General features: G+C 54.4%; 24 protein-coding genes. 15 read left to right on the plus strand and 9 right to left on the minus strand.

Features of this window, described 5'->3' with window-relative positions; all coding sequences use genetic code 11:
- Positions 1-83: 83 nt before the first annotated feature.
- From AACZ64_RS06625 to AACZ64_RS06645, 5 genes are read right to left on the minus strand one after another with little or no spacing between them, the layout of a single operon-like run.
- Complete coding sequence (locus tag AACZ64_RS06625; RefSeq protein ID WP_339639798.1) at positions 84-818, minus strand: 16S rRNA (uracil(1498)-N(3))-methyltransferase; 735 nt, start codon at positions 816-818, stop codon at positions 84-86.
- Positions 811-1,656 carry a methylenetetrahydrofolate reductase [NAD(P)H] gene (gene metF, locus AACZ64_RS06630; RefSeq protein ID WP_339639799.1) on the minus strand — a complete coding sequence of 282 codons (846 nt, stop codon included), beginning with the start codon at positions 1,654-1,656 and terminating at the stop codon, positions 811-813. The genes AACZ64_RS06625 and metF overlap by 8 nt, the downstream gene beginning before the upstream one ends.
- 48 nt (positions 1,657-1,704) lie before the next feature.
- Entirely contained in the window at positions 1,705-3,078 is a 1,374-nt protein-coding gene (gene ahcY / locus AACZ64_RS06635) for an adenosylhomocysteinase (RefSeq protein ID WP_339639800.1), read from the minus strand.
- A gap of 27 nt (positions 3,079-3,105) precedes the next feature.
- Positions 3,106-4,260: a methionine adenosyltransferase gene (gene metK / locus AACZ64_RS06640; protein ID WP_339639801.1), complete on the minus strand. Its 1,155-nt coding sequence runs from the start codon at positions 4,258-4,260 to the stop codon at positions 3,106-3,108.
- Between the two features lie 31 nt (positions 4,261-4,291).
- A complete protein-coding gene (locus AACZ64_RS06645) occupies positions 4,292-5,296 on the minus strand; it encodes a metalloregulator ArsR/SmtB family transcription factor (RefSeq protein WP_339639802.1) in 1,005 nt (334 codons plus the stop codon).
- Positions 5,297-5,443: 147 nt separating this feature from the next.
- On the opposite strand from AACZ64_RS06645, the gene tkt reads away from it, so the two are divergent.
- The 6 genes from tkt (at position 5,444) to AACZ64_RS06675 (ending at position 12,094) form a co-directional block, all read left to right on the plus strand.
- Entirely contained in the window at positions 5,444-7,438 is a 1,995-nt protein-coding gene (gene tkt, locus AACZ64_RS06650; protein WP_293614565.1) for a transketolase, read from the plus strand.
- Positions 7,439-7,477: 39 nt separating this feature from the next.
- Positions 7,478-8,500 carry a glyceraldehyde 3-phosphate dehydrogenase NAD-binding domain-containing protein gene (locus tag AACZ64_RS06655; RefSeq protein WP_036858732.1) on the plus strand — a complete coding sequence of 341 codons (1,023 nt, stop codon included), beginning with the start codon at positions 7,478-7,480 and terminating at the stop codon, positions 8,498-8,500.
- Positions 8,501-8,535: 35 nt separating this feature from the next.
- Entirely contained in the window at positions 8,536-9,702 is a 1,167-nt protein-coding gene (locus AACZ64_RS06660; protein ID WP_272981595.1) for a phosphoglycerate kinase, read from the plus strand.
- Positions 9,703-9,790: 88 nt separating this feature from the next.
- Positions 9,791-10,855: a class II fructose-bisphosphate aldolase gene (gene fba / locus AACZ64_RS06665; RefSeq protein ID WP_293614566.1), complete on the plus strand. Its 1,065-nt coding sequence runs from the start codon at positions 9,791-9,793 to the stop codon at positions 10,853-10,855.
- Positions 10,856-10,872: 17 nt separating this feature from the next.
- Positions 10,873-11,103: a DUF2798 domain-containing protein gene (locus AACZ64_RS06670; protein ID WP_293614567.1), complete on the plus strand. Its 231-nt coding sequence runs from the start codon at positions 10,873-10,875 to the stop codon at positions 11,101-11,103.
- Positions 11,096-12,094, plus strand: a complete 999-nt coding sequence (locus AACZ64_RS06675) for an alpha/beta hydrolase (RefSeq protein WP_293614568.1) — start codon at positions 11,096-11,098, stop codon at positions 12,092-12,094. The genes AACZ64_RS06670 and AACZ64_RS06675 overlap by 8 nt, the downstream gene beginning before the upstream one ends.
- Positions 12,095-12,148: 54 nt before the next feature.
- On the opposite strand, the gene serA is transcribed toward AACZ64_RS06675, so the two are convergent.
- Positions 12,149-13,378, minus strand: coding sequence for a phosphoglycerate dehydrogenase (serA, locus tag AACZ64_RS06680; protein ID WP_293614569.1), 1,230 nt, complete (start codon positions 13,376-13,378; stop codon positions 12,149-12,151).
- A gap of 102 nt (positions 13,379-13,480) precedes the next feature.
- Between serA and AACZ64_RS06685 the strand changes: the two genes are divergently transcribed.
- The 5 genes from AACZ64_RS06685 to AACZ64_RS06705 all read left to right on the plus strand — a co-directional run bounded on the left by AACZ64_RS06685 (position 13,481) and on the right by AACZ64_RS06705 (position 16,851).
- A complete protein-coding gene (locus tag AACZ64_RS06685) occupies positions 13,481-14,881 on the plus strand; it encodes an FAD-binding oxidoreductase (protein ID WP_293614570.1) in 1,401 nt (466 codons plus the stop codon).
- A gap of 15 nt (positions 14,882-14,896) precedes the next feature.
- Positions 14,897-15,310, plus strand: coding sequence for a hypothetical protein (locus AACZ64_RS06690; protein WP_293614571.1), 414 nt, complete (start codon positions 14,897-14,899; stop codon positions 15,308-15,310).
- Positions 15,297-15,974 carry a fumarylacetoacetate hydrolase family protein gene (locus tag AACZ64_RS06695; RefSeq protein WP_293614572.1) on the plus strand — a complete coding sequence of 226 codons (678 nt, stop codon included), beginning with the start codon at positions 15,297-15,299 and terminating at the stop codon, positions 15,972-15,974. The genes AACZ64_RS06690 and AACZ64_RS06695 overlap by 14 nt, the downstream gene beginning before the upstream one ends.
- Positions 15,975-16,065: 91 nt before the next feature.
- Complete coding sequence (locus AACZ64_RS06700) at positions 16,066-16,545, plus strand: peroxiredoxin (RefSeq protein WP_293614573.1); 480 nt, start codon at positions 16,066-16,068, stop codon at positions 16,543-16,545.
- A gap of 72 nt (positions 16,546-16,617) precedes the next feature.
- Positions 16,618-16,851: a DUF1653 domain-containing protein gene (locus tag AACZ64_RS06705; protein WP_293614574.1), complete on the plus strand. Its 234-nt coding sequence runs from the start codon at positions 16,618-16,620 to the stop codon at positions 16,849-16,851.
- A 56-nt stretch (positions 16,852-16,907) separates the two neighbouring features.
- Here AACZ64_RS06705 and AACZ64_RS06710 read toward each other — a convergent pair whose 3' ends face one another.
- Positions 16,908-17,192: a hypothetical protein gene (locus AACZ64_RS06710; RefSeq protein ID WP_293614575.1), complete on the minus strand. Its 285-nt coding sequence runs from the start codon at positions 17,190-17,192 to the stop codon at positions 16,908-16,910.
- Between the two features lie 199 nt (positions 17,193-17,391).
- Between AACZ64_RS06710 and AACZ64_RS06715 the strand changes: the two genes are divergently transcribed.
- On the plus strand, positions 17,392-18,570 hold the full coding sequence (locus AACZ64_RS06715; protein WP_293614576.1) for a hypothetical protein: 1,179 nt from the start codon (positions 17,392-17,394) through the stop codon (positions 18,568-18,570).
- The gene (locus tag AACZ64_RS06720; protein ID WP_293614577.1) at positions 18,567-19,589 is read left to right on the plus strand and encodes a serine/threonine protein kinase; all 1,023 of its coding nucleotides are present in this window, start codon (positions 18,567-18,569) and stop codon (positions 19,587-19,589) included. Before AACZ64_RS06715 ends, AACZ64_RS06720 begins: the two co-directional genes overlap by 4 nt.
- A gap of 15 nt (positions 19,590-19,604) precedes the next feature.
- On the opposite strand, the gene rpiA is transcribed toward AACZ64_RS06720, so the two are convergent.
- Positions 19,605-20,297: a ribose-5-phosphate isomerase RpiA gene (gene rpiA, locus AACZ64_RS06725; protein ID WP_293614578.1), complete on the minus strand. Its 693-nt coding sequence runs from the start codon at positions 20,295-20,297 to the stop codon at positions 19,605-19,607.
- Positions 20,298-20,440: 143 nt separating this feature from the next.
- Between rpiA and ilvA the strand changes: the two genes are divergently transcribed.
- Complete coding sequence (ilvA, locus tag AACZ64_RS06730) at positions 20,441-21,952, plus strand: threonine ammonia-lyase, biosynthetic (protein ID WP_036858720.1); 1,512 nt, start codon at positions 20,441-20,443, stop codon at positions 21,950-21,952.
- Between the two features lie 28 nt (positions 21,953-21,980).
- The gene (locus tag AACZ64_RS06735) at positions 21,981-22,883 is read left to right on the plus strand and encodes a prenyltransferase (RefSeq protein WP_293614579.1); all 903 of its coding nucleotides are present in this window, start codon (positions 21,981-21,983) and stop codon (positions 22,881-22,883) included.
- A gap of 21 nt (positions 22,884-22,904) precedes the next feature.
- On the opposite strand, the gene AACZ64_RS06740 is transcribed toward AACZ64_RS06735, so the two are convergent.
- A complete protein-coding gene (locus tag AACZ64_RS06740; RefSeq protein ID WP_293614580.1) occupies positions 22,905-24,296 on the minus strand; it encodes an alkaline phosphatase in 1,392 nt (463 codons plus the stop codon).

Raw genomic sequence — 24,296 nt, forward strand, 5'->3', positions numbered from 1 at the left:
AATTTTGATCAGCGTTTTTTGTGGATAATGAGAGGAAACGATGTAAACAGGTTGGGATTTATAAACTGTAAAAAGTGTCTGTGTCAGATGAAATCTCCCCAAAGAGATTGCAACAGGGTGATTGCGACGATGGGCGCTGTTTCTGTCCGTAAGATCCGGGGACCTATAGTCAGTGCTTGAAAGCCACTTTGCAGTGAAGATGTAATTTCAGAATCTGTTAACCCTCCCTCAGGGCCGACCAATAACCCGACGCAGTTAATCGACTGAGTACGCAGTTCGCCAACTGTTTGATTGCTACGATGGTGGAGTACAAAGTTTTGGTCTGTAGATAAAGATTGAGACCAAAGGTCAGGAGAAATTGGGGCATTAATAATGGGGGGTATGTTTCTATAGCATTGCTCACAAGCATTAATGGCTATCTTTCGCCAGTGTTGAATTTTTTTGTCAGCCCGGTCCCCCTTGAGACGTACCTCACTGCGTGCGGTAAATAGGGGAGTAATTTCAGCAATACCGACTTCCGTGGCTTTTTGGATAACCCAGTCCATCCGGTCCCCACGTGACAGGCCAATACCGAGGGAAATATACAGAGGCGATTCTCTGTTTGTCTCCGTAAACCCGGTAATTAAAACCCGCGCTTGTTTGCCTGTGGCCTGACCCAAAATGGCGTGATATTCCCCTCCAGTTCCATTAAAAAGGACAATTGCGGCACCAGTTTTGAGACGTAATACGGTCGTTAAATGGTGAGTACTGTTTTCCTCGAGGAGTACTTCAGCATCTACTGCCAGAGGTTGATTGGTGAATACTCTGATATCACGCATCGGCTATTGGAAACCCCAGATTACGGCATAGGGCTGTGCAGGTGTCAGCCTGGTTCATGGTATAAAAATGCAAACCGGGTGCTCCTCCCGACAAGAGTTTTTCGCAAAGACGGGAGACAACGTCCAGGCCAAAAGCCCGAATGCTGGCGGTATCCGTACCATAGGATTTCAATTGTTGTCTGATCCAACGGGGCACATCGGCACCACAATTATCCGAGAAACGGATAAGGTTCTGATAATTGGTGATTGGCATAATACCGGGGATTATCGGGTTCTGAATCCCCGCTGCAAGACACTGATCGCGGAAATAAAAATAAGCATCGATGTTATAAAAATATTGGGTGATACCACGACTTGCCCCTGCCGAAAATTTTTGGTCGAGCCAATAAATGTCTTTGTGATAGCTTTCGGCTTCGGGATGAATCTCCGGGTAGGCCGCCACAAGCAGTTCAAACGTATCACCGAAATGTTCACGAATAAACTGAACCAATTCATTGGCATAGACGAGTTGTGTTGAGCCGCCCATACCAGAGGGCAGATCACCACGTAAGGCTACGATACGGCGTATGCCAGCTTCACGGTAGGTTTCCAGCAGGGATAAAACCGATTGCTTGCTGTCCCCGCCAAAGGACAGGTGTGGTGTGGCATTTGAGCCGGCCCGGTTTATTTCAAGGACGATGTCCCGGGTGTGGTCACGCGTGGAGCCTCCCGCACCATAGGTCACAGAGAAAAACTCGGGATTGAACCGAGCCAGTTGACTGTGTACAAGGCGCAACTTCTCGCGTCCTTCGGGTGTTTTCGGTGGAAAAAATTCAAAACTTAAATGTCGATCATTCATGACTGATCAATAATCCCTGCGGAGATGGTAAATTTTCTAAACCAGTAATCAATAACGGTAGCTGTCTTCCTTGAATGGACCATCCAGTGGCACATTGATATAGGCAGCTTGTGTGGGTTTCAGCTTTGTCAGTACACCGCCAAAGCCGGAAACCATGTGAGCAGCCACTTCTTCGTCTAACTTTTTGGGTAATACCTCGACGCGTAACAAGGCCTGTCTTGTAGGCTGATCGCAGTCAGCAAATTTTTGCTGGTATAAGTGAATTTGGGCCAGAACCTGATTGGCAAAAGAGCCATCCATGATACGGCTCGGGTGACCGGTGGCATTGCCCAGGTTGACCAGTCGGCCTTCAGAGAGCAGCAACAGGTGGTCATTGGTGTCACGATTCCGGTATACCTTGTGTACCTGGGGTTTGATTTCTTCCCATAGCCAGTTTTTGCGCATGTAACTGGTGTCGATTTCATTATCAAAGTGGCCAATGTTGCAAACCACACAACCAGATTTCAGTGCGTGAAGAATCTCGACATCGCAAACATTGTAGTTCCCGGTGCAGGTGACCAGCAGGTCTGTCGTTGCTAACAACGCTGAATTAACCCCCTTCTCGGGATTCCCTTCAAGATAGGGTGAGGCGATTTCAAAACCGTCCATGCAGGCCTGCATGGCGCAGATCGGGTCTATTTCGGTCACCTTGACGATCATGCCTTCCTGACGGAGCGACTGGGCAGAGCCCTTGCCCACATCACCGTATCCAATCACCAGTGCTTTCTTGCCAGACAGTAAATGGTCAGTGGCACGTTTCAGTGCATCATTGAGGCTGTGACGACACCCGTATTTATTGTCATTTTTCGACTTGGTCACGGAGTCATTGACATTGATGGCCGGTATTTTCAGTTCACCCTTTTTCAGCATCTCGTAGAGACGGTGCACGCCAGTCGTAGTTTCTTCAGTAACGCCATGCACTCCCTTGAGCACCTGAGGAAACTTTTCATGAAGCATGGCGGTGAGATCGCCGCCATCATCCAGAATCATATTCGCTTCCCAGGGAGAGCCCTCCTTGAGAATTTGCTGTTCCAGGCACCATTCGTACTCTTCTTCTGTTTCACCTTTCCAGGCAAAAACCGGTGTACCATTTGCTGCAACAGCTGCGGCAGCGTGATCCTGAGTGGAAAAGATATTGCAGGATGTCCAGCGCACCTGGGCTCCCAGTGCCTCCAGTGTCTGGATTAGTACGGCTGTCTGAATCGTCATATGGATGCAACCGAGAATTTTTGCGCCAGCGAGGGGCTGTTCTGCACGATACTTTTCTCGCAGTGCCATCAGTGCCGGCATCTCGGTTTCAGCAATAGAAATTTCGCGGTTACCCCACTCGGCGAGGGAAATGTCCGCAACCCTGTAATCGTTCTTGATGGCCATGTTTGTCATAGTGAATTCCTGTTTGTTAAATGAGAATTACAGAGCGCGTTTCAGGCTTTCAGCCCGATCGGTTCTTTCCCAGGTAAAATTATCAAGCTCTCGACCGAAGTGGCCGTAGGCGGCTGTTGGCCGATAAATTGGACGTTTGAGGTCGAGCATTTCTATCAGGCCCTGGGGGCGCAAGTCGAAGTTTTCGCGGATCAGCAGTGCGATTTCATCATCCGTCAATTTGCCCGTGCCAAAACTATTGACGCTGATCGACGTGGGTTCAGTGACCCCAATGGCGTAGGAGATCTGAATTTCACAACGCTCGGCCAGCCCGGCAGCGACAATATTTTTTGCCACGTAACGCCCGGCATAAGCGGCCGAGCGATCAACTTTGGAGGGATCCTTGCCGGAGAAGGCCCCGCCACCGTGATGCGCCATACCGCCATAGGTATCCACGATAATTTTCCGACCGGTGAGTCCGCAGTCACCCATGGGGCCGCCGATGATGAATTGACCGGTAGGGTTGATATGGTAGCGGGTACCTTTGTGGAGCCACTCTTCAGGGAGCACGTGCTGGATGATCTCCTCTCGGACGGCCTCCTGCAAATTGGCTTGGGAAATACTGGGTGCGTGCTGTGTCGACAACACAACTGCGTCCACGGCCACTGGTTTGCCATCAGCGTAACGCAGGGTCACCTGACTCTTGGCATCGGGTCTCAGCCAGGGCAATACGCCATCTTTGCGCAACTGCGCCTGGCGCTCTACCAGCCTATGGGCGAAATAGATCGGGGCGGGCATCAGGACATCGGTCTCGTCGCTGGCATAACCAAACATCAGTCCCTGATCACCTGCACCCAGTTCTTTCTCGTTGGCCTCGTCAACGCCAATGGCGATATCGCGGGATTGCTTGCCGATGGCATTCAATACAGCACAGGATGCGCCATCAAAGCCCACATCCGAACTGTTATAACCAATATCCAGAATGACGCTACGAACAATTTCCTCCAGGTCGACATACGTGTTGGTACGCACTTCCCCGGCAATAATGGCCATTCCGGTTTTTACCAGGGTTTCCACAGCCACTCTGGAGTTCGGATCATCGGCCAGAATGGCATCAAGAATGGCGTCGGAGATCTGGTCGGCCATTTTATCGGGGTGGCCTTCGGAAACGGATTCAGAGGTGAACAAGTTGTAATTTGACATAGGTAGCGGTTCCTGTGCTGATTAGCATCAGCTACTTCCGATTGGGATTGGGTTTAAAAAATTGTCTCAGTTGAACCTGAAAGCCATTGCGTTGGGCCAGAAACAGGCTTTCTCCTTCAGTCAGGGCCGCAGCTGATGCCCAACTGCTGAGATCCTCCGGTTCAAAGCCAAGCCATAGATCGCCACAGTTTTCGCGGGCCCAGCTTTGATCGTGATGACAGAGCTCAGTCACGATCAGTGCTCCACCGGGTACCAGGAGCTCGGCGAGATGTTTAAAAATCAGCGCTGGATCCGAGGTGTGGTGCAGTACCATGTTAAGGGTAATGTAATCAGGGTTGAGAGAATGCTCGACAGCAAGTCCGGTATCGCCGTGGATAAACTGTATATTTGCCAGATTGCGTGATTCGGCAAATTCACGCGAGCGGTTGAGCATCTCCGCCGATGTATCCAATGCAATAACCTGATCAAAGCGCAGGGAGAGCGCAGGTAAAAAGCCTCCTTCCCCGGGGCCAACCTCAAGTACCGTGCCTCGGAATCCCGGTGTTGCATCCAGAAAGTCCGTGACGGGCTCACCATATTGATCGAAGCTGGCAATCAAATCCTGATTGCTGTGAAACCGGTCTGCATTCTGTTCAAAAAAAACAGTCGATGCCCGGGTCCGCTCATCATTGATATGCTGTATGCGTCGTTGCAATTTTAGGCTGGGTTCAGTCTGGTCAATGGCGGCGAACAGGGCGCGGTGTAACGACTGAAGTCGTGGTTCCTCCGGTATCGGCGACCGCCGGTAAAAAATGCTATTGCCTTCCCTGCGGGTGGCCGTCAGACCCGCTTTGGTAAGTATTTTCAAATGATGGCTCATCCCGGACTGGCCAATATCCAGAATTTCACTTAATTCCAGTACGCCGTAGGCGTTGTGTCGCAATACCCTGAGGATATCCACCCGCAGGGGATCACCGGCCGCCTTGCAAAGCGTGGCAAGGGAATCGGTGTCTGACCCGGTAGATTCCCAGGTTGCGGGTTGAGGGCTGGTGATCATGGGGCGACTCTAACACAGCTGAAAATCTATATCAAAATAGTTTGATATAGGTGTAGCGTGCTATTGGTTGTTTACTGTGCTGCGCGAGTACGAGAAAATAGCGCCCCTTTCGATTTCCCCGATTTGCCCTCCAGGAGCCTGTTCCAAATGCCTTCCAGACGTGATCTAGCCAATGCCATCCGCGCCCTGAGTATGGACGCTGTTCAACAAGCCAATAGCGGTCACCCCGGTGCTCCCATGGGGATGGCGGATATCGCTGAGGTGTTATGGAACGATTACCTGGTACACAACCCGGCCGACCCCGCCTGGGCTAATCGTGACCGGTTTGTCTTGTCCAATGGCCACGGCTCCATGCTGTTGTACTCCCTGTTGCATCTGAGTGGCTACGACTTGCCACTGGATGAATTGAAAAATTTTCGGCAATTGCATTCAAAAACACCTGGCCACCCGGAATATGGCTATGCCCCGGGGGTTGAGACGACCACGGGTCCATTGGGGCAGGGGCTTAGCAATGCCGTGGGTATGGCATTGGCAGAGAAAATTCTGGCAGCGCAGTTCAATCGCCCGGGACATGAAATCGTCAGCCACTATACCTACTGTTTTCTGGGCGATGGCTGCCTGATGGAGGGAATATCCCATGAGGTCAGTTCTCTGGCGGGAACCCACAAGCTGGGTAAGCTGATTGCCTTCTATGATGACAACGGCATTTCCATCGACGGTGAAGTAGCTGGCTGGTTTACCGATGACACCCCGGCCCGTTTTGAGGCCTATGGCTGGCAGGTAATCCCTGATGTGGATGGCCATGATGCCACTGCCATCAAAGCGGCCATCGAAATTGCCAGAATGGATGAGGAAAAGCCCACCCTGATTTGCTGTAAAACGATCATCGGTTTTGGCTCGCCAAACAAGCAGGGTAAGGAAGATTGTCACGGAGCTCCTCTGGGTGCTGAAGAAATTTCATTGGCCCGCCAACAACTGCAATGGAACCATGGCCCCTTTGATGTGCCAGACGAGATTTATCGTGGCTGGAATGCCTGTGAAAAGGGTAGTAAGTCCCAGTCTGACTGGCAGGAGAAGCTCGAGCGCTACCGGGCTGCACACCCCGATTTGGCGGTTGAATTTATCAGGCGTATCAAAGGGGACCTGCCGGCGACATTTATTGATCAGGCCGATGCCTATATTCACCAGTGTCAGCAAGCCATGGAAAAAGTGGCCTCCCGCAAAGCCTCGCAAAACTGTCTCAATGCGTTTGGGCCACTGCTGCCTGAACTGCTGGGTGGTTCTGCAGACCTGGCTGGATCCAATCTCACACTGTGGTCCGGTTGCCAGGGCATCACTGCTGACGATGCGTCGGGGAACTACCTGTATTATGGCGTTCGCGAATTTGGTATGAGCGCTATCATGAATGGCCTTGTGCTGCACGGTGGTTTTGTCGTGTATGGCGCCACGTTCCTGATGTTCATGGAATACGCCAGGAACGCGGTGCGTATGGCCGCCTTGATGAAACAACGAAGCATTTTTGTTTATACCCACGACTCCATCGGGTTGGGCGAAGATGGCCCCACCCATCAGCCGGTGGAGCAGCTCACAGCACTTCGGGCAACCCCCAATCTGCACACCTGGCGCCCCTGCGATACAGTGGAAGCGGCGGTGAGCTGGAAGCAGGCAATTGTTCGCAAGAACGGTCCAAGTGCTCTGGTCTTTTCCCGGCAGGGCCTGGCCCCGATGTCGCGATCCGAAGCTCAACTGAACAATATCCAGCGCGGTGGTTACGTGCTGAAAGACTGCGATGGCAAGCCCAAAGCGATACTGATTGCGACGGGTTCAGAAGTGTCACTGGCTATGGATGCTGCCGGAGAGTTGAGAAGCAAGGGGGTGGCGGTAAGGGTCGTTTCCATGCCCTGTGCTGAATTATTTGACGCTCAGGACTCAGCCTATCGGGACAGTGTGTTGCCGCCCGAGGTTAGAGTGCGGGTAGCCGTGGAGGCAGGGCACCGGGATTACTGGTACAAGTACGTAGGCCTCGATGGCAGGGTAGTTGGCATGTCCACCTTTGGGGAGTCTGCTCCCGGTGATCAGCTGATGAAGCAGTTTGGTTTCACCGTGGAGAATGTGGTTGAAGCTGTCAAAGCCGTATTGTAGGCGGGACGTCGCGTCGCCGATAAAGGAGAATTCAGCTCAATGATTCGTGTGGCAATTAATGGTTATGGTCGAATAGGCCGTTCGGTCTTGCGGGCTCTCTATGAGTCCGGGTTCCGCGAACGCATCCAGGTCATTGCCATAAACGAACCAGCTGACTGCAAGACCATCGCCCACCTGACCAAATACGATTCCACCCATGGCCGTTTTCCCGGGACAGTAGAGGTTCTGGGCGATACCCTGACAGTCAATGGCGATGCCATTTCGGTCTATCACCGTGAGGATATTGCCAGCCTTCCCTGGGGTGAACTGGGAGTGGATGTGGTGCTGGAATGCAGCGGCACGTTCACTGATCGTCAGACTGCCGAGGGGCATCTGCGTTCGGGAGCAAAGAAAGTGTTGTTTTCCCAGCCGGCTGAAGCAACCGTTGATGCCACCATCGTGTTGGGTGTCAATGAGGGGATCCTGACCGGTGAAGAGACGGTAATATCCAATGCCTCCTGTTCCACCAATTGTGTGATCCCGGTGATTAAAACCCTCCAACGGGTGTTTGGAGTAGAGGGTGGGGTGATCACCACAATTCACTCGGCTATGAATGACCAGCCCGTTATCGATGCCTACCATCACACAGACTTGCGTAAAACCCGTGCTGCGATGCAATCCATTATTCCGGTGGACACCCAGTTGGCGCGAGGCATCGACCGCCTGCTGCCGGAACTCAAGGGCCGTTTTGAAGCTCAGGCCATGCGTGTTCCCACGTTGAATGTGTCTGCGATTGATCTTTCCATATTGCTCAATACAGACGTCGATGTCGCTACCATAAACCGGGTGCTGGCGGCTGCCGCTGACACTGAGCTGACCGGCATACTCGGTTATACCGAGGAGCCACTGGCCTCCTGTGATTTCAACCATGATCCACGCAGCGGTATCGTGGACGCGGGGCAGACCAGGGTCAGCCAACGGCATCTGGTGAAAGTGCTGCTCTGGTTTGATAACGAGTGGGGCTACGCCAACCGGATGGTGGAGCTGGTAAATCACTGGCTGTCCATTTCCGGGTCCAAATAACCTGAAATACAATAAGCAGAGACAGAGTAATCACCATGCCATTGAATGTACTCAAGATGACGGATCTGAACCTGACGGGCAAGCGGGTGCTGATTCGTGAAGACCTCAATGTCCCTGTCCGCAATGGTGTTGTTACATCCGATGCCAGATTGCGGGCAACGCTACCCACTATTGAATTGGCGCTCCAGGCCGGTGCCACGGTCATCCTGATGTCCCATCTTGGACGTCCGGTCGAAGGGCAGTTTGATGCCGAGTTTTCCTTGCAACCGGTGGCCGACCGGTTGGGTGTCTTGCTGGGGCGAGAGATACCGCTTGTTCGCGATTGGCAAAAGGGTATCGAGCAGGATGGGCAATTGATATTGCTGGAGAATGTGCGCTTTAACGCCGGCGAGAAAAAGGATGATGAGGTGCTGGCGAAAGCCTATGCATCGCTTTGTGATATTTTTGTCATGGATGCCTTCGGCACGGCTCATCGCGCCCAGGCTTCCACCCACGGTGTCGCAAAGTTTGCGCCACTGGCTTGCGCCGGCCCACTGCTGGCGGGCGAGCTGGAGGCACTGGAAAAAGCACTGGCCAATCCCGCTCGTCCGCTGGTGGCTATCGTCGGAGGTGCCAAGGTTTCCACGAAGCTGACCGTGCTTGAAACACTGTCAGAAAAAGTGGATCAGCTGATCGTCGGGGGTGGTATTGCCAATACCTTTCTCGCCGCGTCGGGACTACCTGTCGGCAAATCCCTTTGTGAGCACGATCTCCTGCCCGAGGCCAAACAGTTGATGTCCAAAACAAGCATTCCACTGCCCAGCGATGTGGTCGTCGCGGGCGAGTTTTCCGCCACGGCCGAAGCGACGCTGAAGGCGGTGGCGGATGTGGCGGAAGACGATATGATTCTTGATATTGGTCCGAATACCATCAAGGTGTTGACCGAAATACTCGAAGGTGCAGGTACAATTATCTGGAATGGCCCGGTGGGTGTTTTTGAGTTTGACCAGTTTGGTGCCGGAACCGAAGCCATCGCCAATGCCATTGCCGCCAATGACGGGTTTTCGATAGCGGGCGGTGGCGATACGCTGGCAGCAGTCGACAAATACGGCATTGCCGACAGGGTTTCCTACATTTCAACTGGTGGGGGAGCTTTTCTGGAATATGTGGAAGGTAAAACCCTGCCCGCAGTGGCGATGCTTGAGTCGCGTGCGACCTCTTGACGGCAGACCAGTTTTTCACGGCACCCGGTGAGTGCTGAAAAGCCATTCCCCGGCGGCAAGTAACCAAACAGGATGGAAGGATAATTACATGGCACTTATTTCACTGCGACAGTTGCTGGACCATGCTGCTGAGCACAGCTATGGCGTGCCGGCATTCAATGTCAACAACCTGGAACAGATGCGCGCCATTATGGAAGCCGCAGATCAGACGGATTCCCCGGTGATCGTGCAGGCTTCAGCCGGTGCGCGCAAATACGCCGGCGCGCCTTTTTTGCGTCACCTGATTCTGGCGGCGATTGAGGAGTTCCCCCATATACCGGTCTGCATGCATCAGGATCATGGCACCAGCCCGGCAATCTGCCAGCGGTCTATCCAACTGGGCTTCAGCTCCGTGATGATGGATGGTTCCCTTCAGGAGGACGGCAAGACACCGGCCTCCTATGATTACAATGTTGAAGTCACTCGGCGCGTGGTTGATATGGCACATGCTGGCGGAGTTTCCGTCGAGGGTGAATTGGGGTGTCTGGGTTCGCTGGAAACCGGTCAGGCCGGTGAGGAAGATGGTGTCGGTGCTGAGGGGATGTTGTCCCACGAGCAGATGCTGACGGACCCGGAGGAAGCTGCGGATTTCGTGTCGCGGACTGCGGTTGATGCGTTGGCGATAGCCATTGGTACGTCCCATGGGGCATACAAGTTTTCCCGTCCGCCCACGGGCGATATCCTTGCTATAGAGCGAATCAAGGCGATTCACGCCCGGATCCCCAATACCCATCTGGTGATGCACGGGTCCTCCTCTGTGCCACAGGACTGGTTGGAAATCATTAATGAGTTTGGCGGCGATATTGCGGAAACCTACGGTGTGCCAGTGGAGGAAATTGTTGAGGGTATCAAGCACGGGGTGCGCAAAATCAATATAGATACTGACTTGCGTCTGGCCTCTACGGGTGCCGTGCGCCGGTTTCTCGCGAGTCATAAATCCGAGTTTGATCCGCGCAAATACCTGAAGGCGAGCACGGATGCCATGAAAGAGATTTGTGTGGCCCGCTATGAGTCCTTCGGTACCGCGGGCAATGCCGGCAAAATCAGGCCCTACAACCTGGATAAAATGTCCGAGCGTTACCAGTCCGGCGAACTGGATCCCCAGGTCAATTAGGCAGACGGGGCAGAACAATGATCCTTAGTAAGTATCAGCATCTGGTGTTTGCCTTTTTTATGGCAGGGCTGATGTCCTGTCTGATGTCCCTGGTGATCAGTATTTTTAATGTCGGTCTGGTGGACAATATTCTGCAGATTTGGCTTCATGCATGGGGCTTTGCCTTTGTGGTTGCGTTCCCGGCGGTGTTGGTGGTGGCGCCCCTGGTGAGCAGGCTGGTCAGTCTGGTAATTAAAAAAGATGGGTGACAATCCGCTGCCCTGCGTGACTGACACTCGAGAGTCCTTGCATGATGCTCTGCTGGAACGCGTGAGCAGTGGTTTGTTGCCGCTGACATTCGATTCTGAGCAGGATCGGCGGGACAAGACGCCAGACGAAATGGCTTACCTGCGTCACTACGGGCTGATACCGCCAGACTCGTTGACGGCGGTCAGTCATTGCATGGGTACCTTCGCCTCCGGCGATTTCCAGCTGGCCACCCATTACTGGTTGCCGGAGAGTCCGCGTGGCACCTACCTGTTGGTACACGGCTACTTTGATCATGTCGGGCTTTATGGCCATTTGATTCACTACCTGCTGCAGCGGGGTTATGCCGTGGTGGCATTTGATCTGCCGGGGCATGGCCTGTCCAGTGGCGAGCGGGTCAGTATCGACAGCTTTGATCGCTACGTGGATGTGTTTTCCGACCTGCTGCAAAAATGTGTGAGCAGTTTTCCCAGACCCTGGAAAGGGATTGGTCAAAGCACGGGAGGCGCTATTCTGATGAAGTATGTCATGGCGGCCAAACCCTACCACTACCCGAATGATCTCACTGCGGTCACTGTGCTGGCGCCACTCATCCGGCCCAGGGAGTGGATGAAAAGTCTGCGCACCTACAAGCTGTTTCACCGGGTGCTGAAAAAAGTATCACGGACATTCCGCCCCAATACCACCAACGAGGCATTTAACGAATTTCTGATCAACTGTGATCCGTTGCAGTACAACTACATTCCCATTGAATGGGTGGCATCGATGAAACGCTGGACAGAGGAGTTTGCCGCGCTGCCGCCCAGTGACTATCCGTTAAAGGTGGTTCAGGGCGATTGTGACGGCACGGTGGACTGGCGCTATAATGTGGCGTCGATCCGCAAAAAATTCCCCAACTTTGAACTGGTATTGATCCCCGGTGCCGGGCACCATCTGGTCAATGAGATCGATGACATGCGAGACCGGGTCTTCAAGTCGCTCGGTGAGGGCTAGGTGGCGTAGTGGAAAGAACCGGCAGTCGGGTGTCCACCGGTCTCTGGTGAGATTCTAGAACAGCACCCGGCAGCGAATGGTGCCATCAATGGCCTTGAGTGCCTTCAGTGCCACATCACTGTATTCCCTGTCCACATCCAGCACTACATAGCCTACAGACTCATTGGTCTGCAGGTATTGGCTGCTGACATTGATGTTGTTGTCGGAAAACACATGGTTGATGGCCGTCATCACGCCCGGCACATTGTGGTGCACGTGCAACAGGCGGTGGGCTCCACTGTGGGAGGGCAGCGATACCTGGGGAAAGTTGACAGCACTGATGGTGGCACCGGTATCGCTGTACCTGACCAGTTTTTCAGCGACTTCCAGGCCAATATTTTCCTGTGCTTCCTGGGTGGAGCCGCCGATATGCGGCGTCAGTATGACGTTGTCATACTTGCGCAGAGGTGATACGAATTCTTCCTGGTTGGACTTCGGCTCAACCGGGAAAACATCAATAGCTGCACCACCGAGTTGTTTGTTCTCCAGTCGGTCGCACAGTGCATCAATATCCACTACTTTGCCGCGAGCGGCATTGATCAGGATGGCGCCGGTTTTCATGGCAGCAAGCTGTTCTGCACGAATCATGTTGCGCGTGGCGGGGTTGTCGGGCACATGGAGTGAAACCACATCGGCCAGCTCCAATAGCTCTTTGAGAGAACCGACCTGTTCTGCATTGCCCAGGGGGAGTTTGGTGACCACATCGTAAAACTTCACCCGCATGCCCATGGATTCGGCCATGACGCTGAGCTGACTGCCGATATTGCCGTAGCCAACAATGCCGAGGGTTTTGCCTCGAACTTCGTGAGAGGCCGTGGCCGTTTTGAGCCAGTCACCGCGGTGGGCAGCAGCATTCTTTTCGGGAATGCCCCGCATCAGCATGATGGTTTCAGCAATAATCAATTCTGCGACACTGCGGGTGTTGGAATAGGGCGCGTTAAATACCACTATGCCGTGTTCTGTGGCTGCCTGCAGATCCACCTGGTTGGTGCCGATGCAGAAACAGCCCACGCCGATCAACCGTCTGGCAGCTTCAAATACCTGGCGATTGAGTTGGGTGCGGGAGCGAATCCCGACGAAGTGGAAGTCCCGGATCTTTTCGATCAGCTGTTCTTCTGACAGTGCCGCTTTAAGATACTCGACGTTGCTGTAGCCAGAAGCTTTGAGTGTCTCTACCGCAGAGGGATGCACGCCTTCAAGCAGGAGAAATTTGATCTTGGACTTATCGAGAGAAAAATTGACCATACACTCCTCGGTTGGGTGGCCCGTACTGCTACCTGAAAAAAAGGCGGCTATGATACCATGCACGCCCTTCGATAACTGCCCCTTTTTGTGGAGGTCCGCCAGATGACTGTTGCCCCCCCGGTCATTGAAAAATTACGTGAGATCGTCGGTCAGCAGCGTGTGCTGACGGATGAAACTTCATTTCAGCAGTACGGCGTCGATCGCACGACCCTTTGGTCGCCGTCACCCGGTGTCGTAGTATTGCCGGGGAGCACCGAGGAAGTGCAGGCCATCATTCAGCTGGCCATTGCCGAGCGCATCGCCGTGGTTCCCTCCGGGGGGCGCACAGGCCTCAGTGGCGGGGCTGTGGCCCTGAACGGTGAGATCGTCCTAGTGCTGGACCGGATGAACGAGGTCGTGGCATTCAATGCCATTGACCGCAGTGTGACGGTGCAGGCGGGCATGATCACTCAGCAGTTGCAGGCCTTTGCCGAGCAACAGGGATTATTCTATCCGGTTGATTTCGCATCGACTGGTTCAAGCCAGATTGGCGGCAATATTGCGACCAATGCCGGCGGTATCAAAGTCATTCGCTATGGCATGACCCGCAACTGGGTGCTTGGTCTGAAGGTGGTCACCGGCAATGGCGATATCCTCGAGCTGAATCATGGTCTGGTGAAGAACAACACGGGCCTGGATTTTCGGCACCTGTTTATTGGTTCAGAGGGCACTTTGGGCATTATTACCGAGGCCACTATTGGACTCACCCGGCCGCCAAAGGAGTTGAGTGTACTGGTGTTGGGGGTGGTGGATTTTCCCAGCATTATCGATGTCCTGAAAACCTACAACGATGGTATGGAGCTAACAGCCTTCGAATTCTTTACCCACAACGGCATGGAAAAAGTATTGGTCCACAGCGATGTGCCCGCACCCTTTGAATCTGAAGCACCGTTTTATGCGCTGGTAGAATTCGAGTCACTGTCCGAGACGCAGTTGGATCAGGCGATGGCGCTGTTTGAAACCTGCGTCATGGAGGGCTGGGTACTTGATGGCGTCATCAGTCAGAGCCTCTCACAGGCGGAGAATCTCTGGAAATTGCGCGAGGATATGTCGGAGACCCTGTCCCGCTGGAAGCCCTATAAAAATGATATCAGCGTGAATGTTTCACGCATGCCGGAATTTCTCGCCGAGGTGGAATCACTGGCTGCCGCAGAATACCCGGACTTTGAGTTGGTCTGGTACGGCCATATCGGCGATGGCAATCTGCACCTGAACATTCTGAAACCGGATGACCTGCCTGTGGAGCAGTTCGCCGAGCAATGCAGTGTGGCCAGCCAGCAGATTGCAGCGCTGGTAGGGCAATTCAACGGTAGTATCTCTGCCGAGCACGGTGTCGGTTTGCTGAAAAAGGATTACCTTGAACACTCGCGCTCCGCCACAGAGGTGCAGTTGATGCGTCAGGTCAAGCAGGTGTTCGATCCCAATGGCATCATGAATCCGGGCAAGATATTTGATGCAGTCTGACGAGAGCTTCCACTGATGTCGGATGAGAAGGTGCCATCACGATTCGGGCATGCGGCGCAGCTTACCGGCACGGACGGAACAGTGAAGAAGGCCGTGCCTCAAGTGAGCGGGCAGTTGAGGGATCTCACGCAAATGGTCTACATCCTGCAAATCATCAGCCTGGTGATCGGATTGACAGCGGTGGCGGGCATCATCGTAAATTATCTCAAGCGGGATGAAGTGCGGGGGACCTACCTTGAATCGCATTTCAACTGGCAGATCAGAACCTTTTGGTGGTTACTGGCAGGTCTGGTTGTCGGTTGGCTACTGACCCTGGTGCTGGTCGGCTTCCTCATTCTCGGTCTACTCTACATCTGGTATATCTATCGGATTGTCAGGGGTTGGCTGGCACTCAGCGACAGAAAGGGGCTCGACGATGCATTACTTTGATCATTGTATCCATTTTGCCGATGGCCTTTCCGGGCAGATTCCCGCGGGCAAGGTGGTATGCGTGGGACTTAACTACCGTGATCATATCAGCGAGATGAACATCCAGCCCGGCGCCGAGCCGGTACTGTTCATGAAGCCATCGACGGCGTTGGCATTTCTGGAACAACCGATTGCGATACCAACCACCCTGGGTGCCTGCCACCATGAGATAGAAATGGCGGTGCTGATCGGCGAACAACTGTGTCAGTGCAACGAACAGGAGGCCGACGCTGCGATTGCCGGGGTGGGGGTGGCGCTGGATCTCACCCTGCGCGAGCTGCAATTGCAACTCAAACAGAAAGGGCTTCCCTGGGATAAGGCCAAGGCCTTTGATGGGGCCTGCCCAACTTCTGCATTTGTGGATCGCGCCCGGGTCGCCGATCTGCAGGACTTGCCAATACGATTGACGGTCAATGGTGACTTGCGCCAGCAGAGCAGTACCGCCATGATGTTGACACCGGTTACGCAACTGATCGCCTATATCTCCGGTTTTTTTACACTGATGCCTGGCGACATTGTCCTCACCGGCACGCCCGCCGGTGTTGGCCCTCTGGCCCCCGGTGACCGGCTGTTGGTAGAGTTGGGTGACCTGCTTGCCGTGTCTACCGAAGTGGTGGCACGCTGATACGTGGCGACCGGCGCTTCATGCCGAATCCTTTCTCTTTTCGGTATTGTGTGCCGGATCAAATTTTTTGATATGGATAAAAGGTGTAGTTATGACTATTTCTGTTGGCGACACTATTCCCGCTTTGACTCTCAAAACCCCGGGTGAAAAGGGGCCGGAAGATATCACCACTGATCGTGTATTCAAGGGTAAAAAGGTTGTGCTTTTTGCCGTGCCGGGGGCATTCACCCCCGGCTGCTCTCTCAGCCACCTGCCAGGTTATGTGACCAACGCGGATCGTATCAAGGCGAAAGGGGTCGATACCATTGTCTGTATGGCGGTCAATGATGCCTTTGTGTTGGATGCCTGGAGCAAGGACCAGAATGCCGACGCGCTACTGATGCTGGCCGATGGCAACGGTGAACTCACCAAAAAACTGGGTCTCGAGATGGATGCCACTGGTCATGGTATGGGCCTGCGCTGCCAGCGGTTTGCGCTGGTTGCAGAGGATGGTGTGGTGACCCATCTGGCAATAGAACCTGAGGGTAAGGTCGATGTCAGTGCCGCAGAAAAGATCCTCGGGGTTCTTTAGTTCAAGTTCCTTTAGTTCAAGGTCCTTTAGTTTACGATCCTCTAGGTTAAAGCCTTCGGGTTCGGGGTTCTTTTGAGTGACGGGACATTGATTCCGCTGGGACGTTACCGACATTTCAAGGGTAGCTTGTATGAGGTGACCGATTTGGCCCGTCACAGTGAAACCGGTGACTGGCATGTAGTCTATCGGCCACTTTATGGCGAGAGCCAGCTGTGGATTCGCCCGCTGGCCATGTTCGACGAGATGGTCGAACGGAATGGGGTAAGGGTGAAGCGGTTTGCATTCGTGGGTTTGAGCAGCGAATAGTGTTGCTGGTAGGTGCACACGAAGGTAGCCGTTTACGGGATTTGAACTCCTGCCAGTCAGTGCCTCGGCAGCCGTGGGCGCCCGTCGAAATAATCGGTGCGGCGAATCAGCTCATTGGTAATGGCATCAATAAAAGCCGCTTCCAGATCACAGCCGGGTATTTCCGAGATACGCAAAATTTCCCAAAGCTTGGTGCTGGACAACATATCTACCCGAGTATCAATCCAGTGGTAAATACGTTCGCCGGAGCCTGTTACCTCAACAAAGAAGTTGGCGGCTTGATCGCGCATCAAGTTGTTGATAGAGGGTTCGTTCTGTTTTGTTTGTTGTACCTTGTTCATGGCTTTTTCCTTTTCATTTCTTTTCATATTCGCTGACGAGGCTAGCAAGCCTCTATGTCAGAAAAATGAAGTTGCTGTGACAAATTGATGTCACCACAGCCAGGTCGGCCAGTCGTTTCATTACAATAAATCCATCTGGACATTTATTTCTGCAGGCAGCAAAGTACCCCCCTTTCAAAGCGAGGGGCGGATAACGGAAATGTCTTCAATTCTGTTTGAAAAGAAACGTGCGGATGTGAACCGTTTTGGTGTGCGCCTGACGGCGATACTGGTGGGGTTGTGTCTGTCATTTTACTGGCAGGCGTTGCCCTATTTTCAGCAGGACCTGGCGGCGGCTGTGTCATTGCACCACTGGCTGTTACCGGGACTCTTTTCGGCAGGGGCACTGCTGGCCTCGGGACTGGCATTATTTTTTATCCGTTTGGGTGATTGGCGGCGTTTGGTCTTGATTGGAGGGCTCGGCTCTGCCCTCGCCTTATCGGGAGCAGCTCTGGCCTCCGGCGCACTGTGGCTGATGGTCTGCCATGGTCTGGCGGGTCTGTTTGCCGGTTTCGGGCTGAGTGTGGTGGTCAGTTGTCTGGGCGATACGGCGAAACCGGTCAGCAGTTTTGCCTGGGCACTTCTCGTCCAGGCCCTGACGGCTGCTGGGCTCACTTTTCTGGTGCCGTCGTTTGCACCGGGTATCGACCCCAAGCAGGTGCTATTGGCGCTGGCCGGGTTGGCATTCCTGACGGTATTGCTGAGCCGCCTGCTGCCCACCAGCGGCGCCAAACGTCTGAGTCTGCTCAGCAGTCGCAACAGTCAGGCCGACAAACAGTTGCTTCAGGTGGCAGTGGCCGGGTTGTTGATCTTTTTGGGGTATGGCCTGTTCTGGTCGTCGCATCAACTGCAGTTTGAAACAGTGCAGCCGGTATTGGGGTTGGGTGCTTCGGCGATCATGCTTCTTTTGCTGGCCAGAGTCTGCGGTGCTTTGCTGAGCGCAGTTTTGGCGGCCCGCCTGGGTTTTTTGCTGCCCGTTGCTGTGGCGGGGGTGCTGGTGTTGGTGGCCGTTGCGTTATTGCAGGTTAAACCGGACAAAACCGGTTATCTCACGGCGTATGGTCTGGTGGGTGCTGCCGGATTTTTTGTCGCAGCCTATTTGATGGGCTTGCTGGCAAAACTGGATAGCAGTGGACGGTTCTCACCACTGATTCTGACAATACCCCTGTTTGCTATTGTGGGTGCGATGATGGCGTCGGAGATACTGGTCGGTGAGCAGTTCCTGCATTGGTTGCTGTGGTCAGGCATGATGTTCTGGGCGTTTGGGCTGTTCTTTTATGCAAAGGTTGTTCGAGACAACAGGCAGCTACTCGCCGACCACAATGTCCAATCCTCATGAACAGCGATGAGCAGCGGGAGGTCAGTCACGCTGTCAATCCTGAGGAGCAGCCGTTTTATCGGCTCGGGCCCGAGATCGTCATGGATGCGGTGGAGAGCATTGGCTATCACTGCGATGGGCGGCAATTCCCCCTCAATAGCTATGAAAATCGGGTTTACCAGATTGGCATAGAGGATCGTCAGCCGTTAATTGGCAAGTTTTATCGCCCCGGTCGCTGGAGCGACGATCAGATCCTCGAAGAGCACCAGTTCTGTTTTGAACTGGAAGCCCATGAGTTGCCCGTGGTGGCCCCCATTCGCGATGACCGGGGGCGCAGCCTGTTCGAATACAAAGACTACCGTTTTGCGCTGTACCCGAGGAAAGGGGGGTATGGTCCGGAGCTGGATAATCTCGATAATCTCTATTTGCTGGGCAAATTGCTGGGACGTATCCACGCCGTGGGGGCCGTGCGCCCCTTTGTGTACCGGCCAACCCTGACCAGCAGGATTTTTGGCCACGAGGCCGCAGCACTGGTCAGCGAACAGTTTATTCCCTCCGAGCTGAAGGAAGCCTACGACTCACTGGTGAGGGATCTGCTCCAGGCAGTGGATCAAACGATTGCCAATGCCGGTTCCATCGACTATATCCGGGTCCATGGGGATTGCCATGCCGGTAATATCCTGTGGCGTGATGACAATGCACATTTTGTCGATCTGGACGATGCGCGAATGGCACCGGCCATTCAGGATATCTGGATGCTGCTGTCCGGGAGCCGGGATCGCCAGACAGCGCAATTATCGGAAATTATTGACGGCTACAACCAGTTCTTTGATTTTCACCCACGCGAATTGCAGCTGGTGGAAGCTTTTCGCTCACTGCGGATTATTCATCACGCGGCTTGGTTGGCGCGTCGCTGGAGCGACCCTGCCTTCCCCATGGGGTTTCCCTGGTTCAATACGGTGCGTTACTGGAGTGAACACATTCTTGAATTGCGCGAGCAGTTCGCCGCGATGGCAGAACCGCCCCTACAGGTGATGTAGCGCCGCTGACAGCAGTCAGCCCGGGTAGATGGTCTTGACGCCGGCCGATGTGCCGAGCATCAGAGCATCTGCCGGGCGCAGGGCAAACAGGCCATTGCAGACCACCCCGGTGATATTGTTGATCTGCTCTTCCAGTTTGCGTACCGGACTGATGGGGAAGAGGTGGTGTACGTCGAGAATGACGTTGCCATTATCTGTCACTACACCCTGTCGGTAGACCGGATCACCACCCAGCTTGACCAGTTCACGGGCCACATGACTGCGTGCCATGGGGATCACTTCCACCGGTAGTGGAAAGGTGCCCAGATGTTCGACCCACTTGGATTGGTCGGCAATACAGAGAAATTCGCGAGCCACCGCCGCAACGATTTTTTCGCGGGTGAGGGCGCCGCCGCCACCCTTGATCAGCTCCAGGTGGGGGTTTACCTCGTCGGCGCCGTCCACATAGAGGGTAATCTCATCGACACTGTTCAAGTCGTAGACGGGAATACCATGGCTCCGCAACCGCTCGGCTGAGGCCTCGGAGCTGGCCACCGTACCCGTTATTTTGGCCTTGTGTTCTGCCAGCAAGTCGATATAGGCATTGGCCGTTGAGCCGGTACCAATGCCAATGGTGCTTTTGTCGTCGATGCGTTGCAGAGTGAATTCCACAGCGGCGGCGGCGACGGCCTGTTTCATGGCATCCTGGCTGTTCGATGGTGCGCTCATGGTTCTGTTTGCCCGATTTCAGAAGAGGCTGATTATACGGATCAACGGACGAAAAGACAGATAATCCCCCGCAGCGCTGGTGTTGTCAGAGGGGAAAATTTACTATTGCCCGTTGATAACCTAATTGGACAGTATCCAGAAAAATGCCACAAAACTACGTAAAACGTATCCTAAATGCCCGTATCTATGATCTGGTGGTGGAAACCCCGGTAGATGAGGCCGCACAATTGTCCCAGCGTCTCGGTAACCGGGTGCTACTGAAACGGGAAGATTTGCAACCGGTGTTTTCCTTTAAATTGCGCGGGGCTTACAACAAGATGCTCTGCCTCACTGAGGAGCAACTCGCCAAAGGCGTGGTCGCTGCATCGGCGGGAAATCACGCCCAGGGCCTCGCCATGGCCGCCAAAAAACTGGGTGTCAAGGCAATCATTGTCATGCCGACCACCACACCACAGATCAAGGTCAATGCGGTACGGGCCCGTGGGGCAAAGGTCGTCCTGCAGGGTGACACCTATGATGAAGCCTCGGACTATGCGCTCAAGCTGGTGACGGAAAAGGGCATGACGTATATCCATCCATTTGATGATCCCGATGTGATTGCCGGTCAGGGCACCATTGCGATGGAAATTTTACGGCAGGTATCCGGTCCGCTTGATGCGGTGTTCATTGCGGTTGGGGGTGGCGGTTTGGCGGCGGGGATGGCGGCATACATTAAGTATGTGCGACCTGAAGTCAAGGTGATCGCCGTGGAGCCGGAGGATGCGGCCTGTCTTGATGCCGCGATGAAAGCGGGTCGTCGGGTGCGCTTGAAACATGTGGGTCTCTTCGCCGATGGTGCGGCCGTGGCCCAGATTGGCAAGGAACCCTTTCGAGTACTCCGCAATAGCATTGATGAAGTGATTACCGTGTCGGTGGACGAGATCTGTTCGGCGATCAAGGATACCTTTGAGGATACCCGATCCATTTGTGAACCCGCCGGAGCGCTGGGTCTGGCCGGACTGAAAAAATATGTCGAGCGCACTGGTGTAAAAGGGCAGACGCTACTGGCGGTGGATTGTGGCGCCAATATCAATTTTGACAGGCTTCGCTATATCTCCGAGCGCACGGAAATTGGTGAAAAACGCGAGGCGATTCTGGCGGTGACGATTCCCGAACAACCGGGCAGCTTCAAGGCCTTTTGCACCTCTCTCAGCAAGCGCAACATTACCGAGTTCAACTACCGCATGGGCGATCCCGCCGAGGCCCATATCTTTGTCGGTGTGCAGGTCTCCGGTGATGAGGATCGTCAGCAACTGGTGGCGGATCTGACCGACAAGGGGTATCCGCTGGTGGATATGACTGACAACGAAATGGCCAAGCTGCACATTCGTCATATGGTCGGCGGCCGTGCGCCGGAGGCGACCGAAGAGGTGGTGTACCGCTTTGAGTTTCCCGAGCGGCCTGCAGCACTGATGAATTTCCTCAACCAGCTGGGTGGGCAGTGGAATATTTCCATGTTCCACTATCGCAATCACGGCGCTGCCTATGGACGGGTTCTGGTGGGCCTGCAGGTGCCATTGGGCGAACAGAAGCTGGTGAGTCAGTTCCTTGACCAGCTGGGTTACACCTGGAAGGAAGAGACCCAAAATCCCGCTTACCAGTTTTTTCTGAGCTAGCGTCTGGGGAAAATGGGGAGGTCATCTCGTGCTGATAGCCCGGCGATTCCAGGCCATATTTGCGATTGCCAGAGGCCCTTTCCTGCTGTTGACGCCGGCGGTACTGTTTCCAGCTGCCGCGGTCAGTTTTCAGCTAACCGGCAGATTGCCACTAGATCTGCTGTTGTTGATTGTTGTGGGCGCACTGGCGGCTCATGTGGCGGTCAACGCGCTCAACGAATACCAGGACTTTAAAAGCGGCCTCGATAATATCACCCATCGAACGCCGTTCAGCGGTGGTAGCGGGACGCTGCCCGACCGGCCTTTTCTGCTGGGCACTGCACTGTGGCTTTTTATCGGTGCTTTTCTGCTCATGGTGCTGATCGGCGTCTACTTTTCATGGCGGGTGGGACCGGGAATTCTCTCGCTGGGCCTGTTGGGTGGATTGATTATCGTTGCCTACACCCGCCTGATAAACCGAATGCCGATGGCGTGCCTGGTATCCCCCGGTGTGGGTTTCGGGCTGCTGATGGTTAACGGGACCGTCTATGTTTTGACAGGGGATTTTTTCGCCGCTGGACAATCCGTTGGCTGGGCGGTGTTCTTTCTGGTCAATGCCCTGTTATTGCTCAATCAGCTCCCGGATATCGATGCAGATCGGGCGGTGGGTCGACGTCATTTTCCGGTATTGCTGGGGGTGGTGGCCAGTGTTCGTATTTACCGGTTGTTGCTGCTGGGCGCATACGGTTCTGTGGTGATCGGCGTGGTGCTTGGTCTTTTGCCGTGGCCGGCATTGCTGGCATTGACCACCCTGCCACTGGGACTGCTGATTACTCGTGATCTGCTGGGTAGTGGTGGCGATATTCCGGCCATGGTGCCCGCCCTGGGCAAGAATGTATTGTTGGTGTTGTTGACTCCGGTGCTGCTGGGTATCGGCATCCTGCTGGGTTAGCAGTATTATCGGCGCGGCCGCTCAGGGCAGCTGCAAATGCGCTCGCATTAACCGGAAAATATCCCGCTGACTCATCGACGCTGGAACTTCCCGCCCGTCAATTCCCTCCAGAAACACGGGAACATCGACCCCTGTGTGCTGTTCCCATCCCCCGTGGGGTGGAGCATTGGTGGCATAGCCAACAGCCATCAGGCCACCGTGCCGGGTTTTCAGTACGGCGTAATACCCCGGGGGGTATTGAGGGCTTTTCAACGATTCGGTCATGGCCCTGTAGTCGTCGGGCAGGGGGACAACCTGGCCGGCTTGACCATGATCGGCCGTGACGATGACCAGGGTGCCGGGATGCTGTTTGGCAAATTCGCGCCCGACCGTCACTGCGCTGTCCAGCGCATTCAATTCACCAATCTGACCACAGGGGTTGCGCCGATGGGCCTGCTTGTCGATGGATGCTCCCTCGACCATCAGAAAGAAGCCTCGCGAAGGGTCTCTGGATAACCGGGCAAGTGCCTTTTTGGTCATTTGGGCCAGCGTCGGTGTGCCGTTGTGTTGGGGGTTTTTCAGGCAGTCAAAAGGCGCGGCGAACACGGGTTTTCCGGACGCCAGTTCGACAGCCTCGGCCCTGCGGTTGCCGCTGCCGATCCATTCCACCGGCAGGTGTCCCGGTGAAAACAGACCGAGCAGTCGTGGCTGATCTGACGCATCCCGTTGGCCGATATGGTCGATCAGTTGATAGCCCTGAGACCTGGCCTGGTCCAGCAGTTGTACGCCCACATGATTTTTCTGGGCAAAGTATTTTTTGCCGCCACCGAGCAAGACATCAACGCGGGCATCAATGAGTTGTTCTGCGATGGAGCCGGGGCCGCCCTGTTGTTTCGAGTCGATGGTGCACTGCTGAGAGGGCGGCGCGTAGCTGATGGGGCGATTCATATCCTCCGGTCCCTGACAATTGCGGTGTGCTGTATGGGCAACAAACGCGGCGGGGGTGGCATCGGTCAGGCTGGCGGTGGTAACCAGTCCTGTGAGGAATCCGGATTTGCGAGCGGCCTGCAGGAGGGTGGGTTGGTCGAAGTCCGTTCCGGCGCTGGTAGCAATGCGGCCGGTGCTGGTGAGTTGGCCGGTGGCCAGCGTCGATGCGGAGTTGGCGCTATCGGCGATAAAAGTGAACCGGTCTGGTCGGTTTTCCAGCAGGGTCTGAACCCGGGCAGAACTGCGCACTGGCAATTGCTCCATCGCCAGGAGACCCTCATCCGGCCCGAGTAGGTAATTGCGTGCCATGGTGATTTGGTGTTCATCCATGCCATCGCCGATAAACAGAATCACATTGGCTGGCTTGACGGTATCGCCGAATACTACGCCAGTACCGAGGAGTCCGCTGATGAGAAGTGTTGCCAGTATTCGGCAGACCTTAAGCAT

It is taken from the genome of uncultured Porticoccus sp. (assembly GCF_963975625.1).
In the GTDB taxonomy this organism is placed as follows: domain Bacteria; phylum Pseudomonadota; class Gammaproteobacteria; order Pseudomonadales; family Porticoccaceae; genus Porticoccus.

Bases quoted from the DNA above. Each gene is read 5' to 3' on its own strand.
- AACZ64_RS06670 (WP_293614567.1), top strand. From the start codon at position 10,873: ATGATCCTTAGTAAGTATCAGCATCTGGTGTTTGCCTTTTTTATGGCA.
- AACZ64_RS06660 (WP_272981595.1), top strand. From the start codon at position 8,536: ATGCCATTGAATGTACTCAAGATGACGGATCTGAACCTGACGGGCAAG.
- AACZ64_RS06690 (WP_293614571.1), top strand. From the start codon at position 14,897: ATGTCGGATGAGAAGGTGCCATCACGATTCGGGCATGCGGCGCAGCTT.
- AACZ64_RS06700 (WP_293614573.1), top strand. From the start codon at position 16,066: ATGACTATTTCTGTTGGCGACACTATTCCCGCTTTGACTCTCAAAACC.
- AACZ64_RS06695 (WP_293614572.1), top strand. From the start codon at position 15,297: ATGCATTACTTTGATCATTGTATCCATTTTGCCGATGGCCTTTCCGGG.
- tkt (WP_293614565.1), top strand. From the start codon at position 5,444: ATGCCTTCCAGACGTGATCTAGCCAATGCCATCCGCGCCCTGAGTATG.
- AACZ64_RS06655 (WP_036858732.1), top strand. From the start codon at position 7,478: ATGATTCGTGTGGCAATTAATGGTTATGGTCGAATAGGCCGTTCGGTC.
- AACZ64_RS06675 (WP_293614568.1), top strand. From the start codon at position 11,096: ATGGGTGACAATCCGCTGCCCTGCGTGACTGACACTCGAGAGTCCTTG.
- ilvA (WP_036858720.1), top strand. From the start codon at position 20,441: ATGCCACAAAACTACGTAAAACGTATCCTAAATGCCCGTATCTATGAT.
- metF (WP_339639799.1), bottom strand. From the start codon at position 1,656: ATGAATGATCGACATTTAAGTTTTGAATTTTTTCCACCGAAAACACCC.
- AACZ64_RS06740 (WP_293614580.1), bottom strand. From the start codon at position 24,296: ATGCTTAAGGTCTGCCGAATACTGGCAACACTTCTCATCAGCGGACTC.
- AACZ64_RS06645 (WP_339639802.1), bottom strand. From the start codon at position 5,296: ATGATCACCAGCCCTCAACCCGCAACCTGGGAATCTACCGGGTCAGAC.
- AACZ64_RS06720 (WP_293614577.1), top strand. From the start codon at position 18,567: ATGAACAGCGATGAGCAGCGGGAGGTCAGTCACGCTGTCAATCCTGAG.
- AACZ64_RS06715 (WP_293614576.1), top strand. From the start codon at position 17,392: ATGTCTTCAATTCTGTTTGAAAAGAAACGTGCGGATGTGAACCGTTTT.
- ahcY (WP_339639800.1), bottom strand. From the start codon at position 3,078: ATGACAAACATGGCCATCAAGAACGATTACAGGGTTGCGGACATTTCC.
- serA (WP_293614569.1), bottom strand. From the start codon at position 13,378: ATGGTCAATTTTTCTCTCGATAAGTCCAAGATCAAATTTCTCCTGCTT.
- fba (WP_293614566.1), top strand. From the start codon at position 9,791: ATGGCACTTATTTCACTGCGACAGTTGCTGGACCATGCTGCTGAGCAC.
- AACZ64_RS06685 (WP_293614570.1), top strand. From the start codon at position 13,481: ATGACTGTTGCCCCCCCGGTCATTGAAAAATTACGTGAGATCGTCGGT.
- AACZ64_RS06625 (WP_339639798.1), bottom strand. From the start codon at position 818: ATGCGTGATATCAGAGTATTCACCAATCAACCTCTGGCAGTAGATGCT.
- rpiA (WP_293614578.1), bottom strand. From the start codon at position 20,297: ATGAGCGCACCATCGAACAGCCAGGATGCCATGAAACAGGCCGTCGCC.
- metK (WP_339639801.1), bottom strand. From the start codon at position 4,260: ATGTCAAATTACAACTTGTTCACCTCTGAATCCGTTTCCGAAGGCCAC.
- AACZ64_RS06710 (WP_293614575.1), bottom strand. From the start codon at position 17,192: ATGAACAAGGTACAACAAACAAAACAGAACGAACCCTCTATCAACAAC.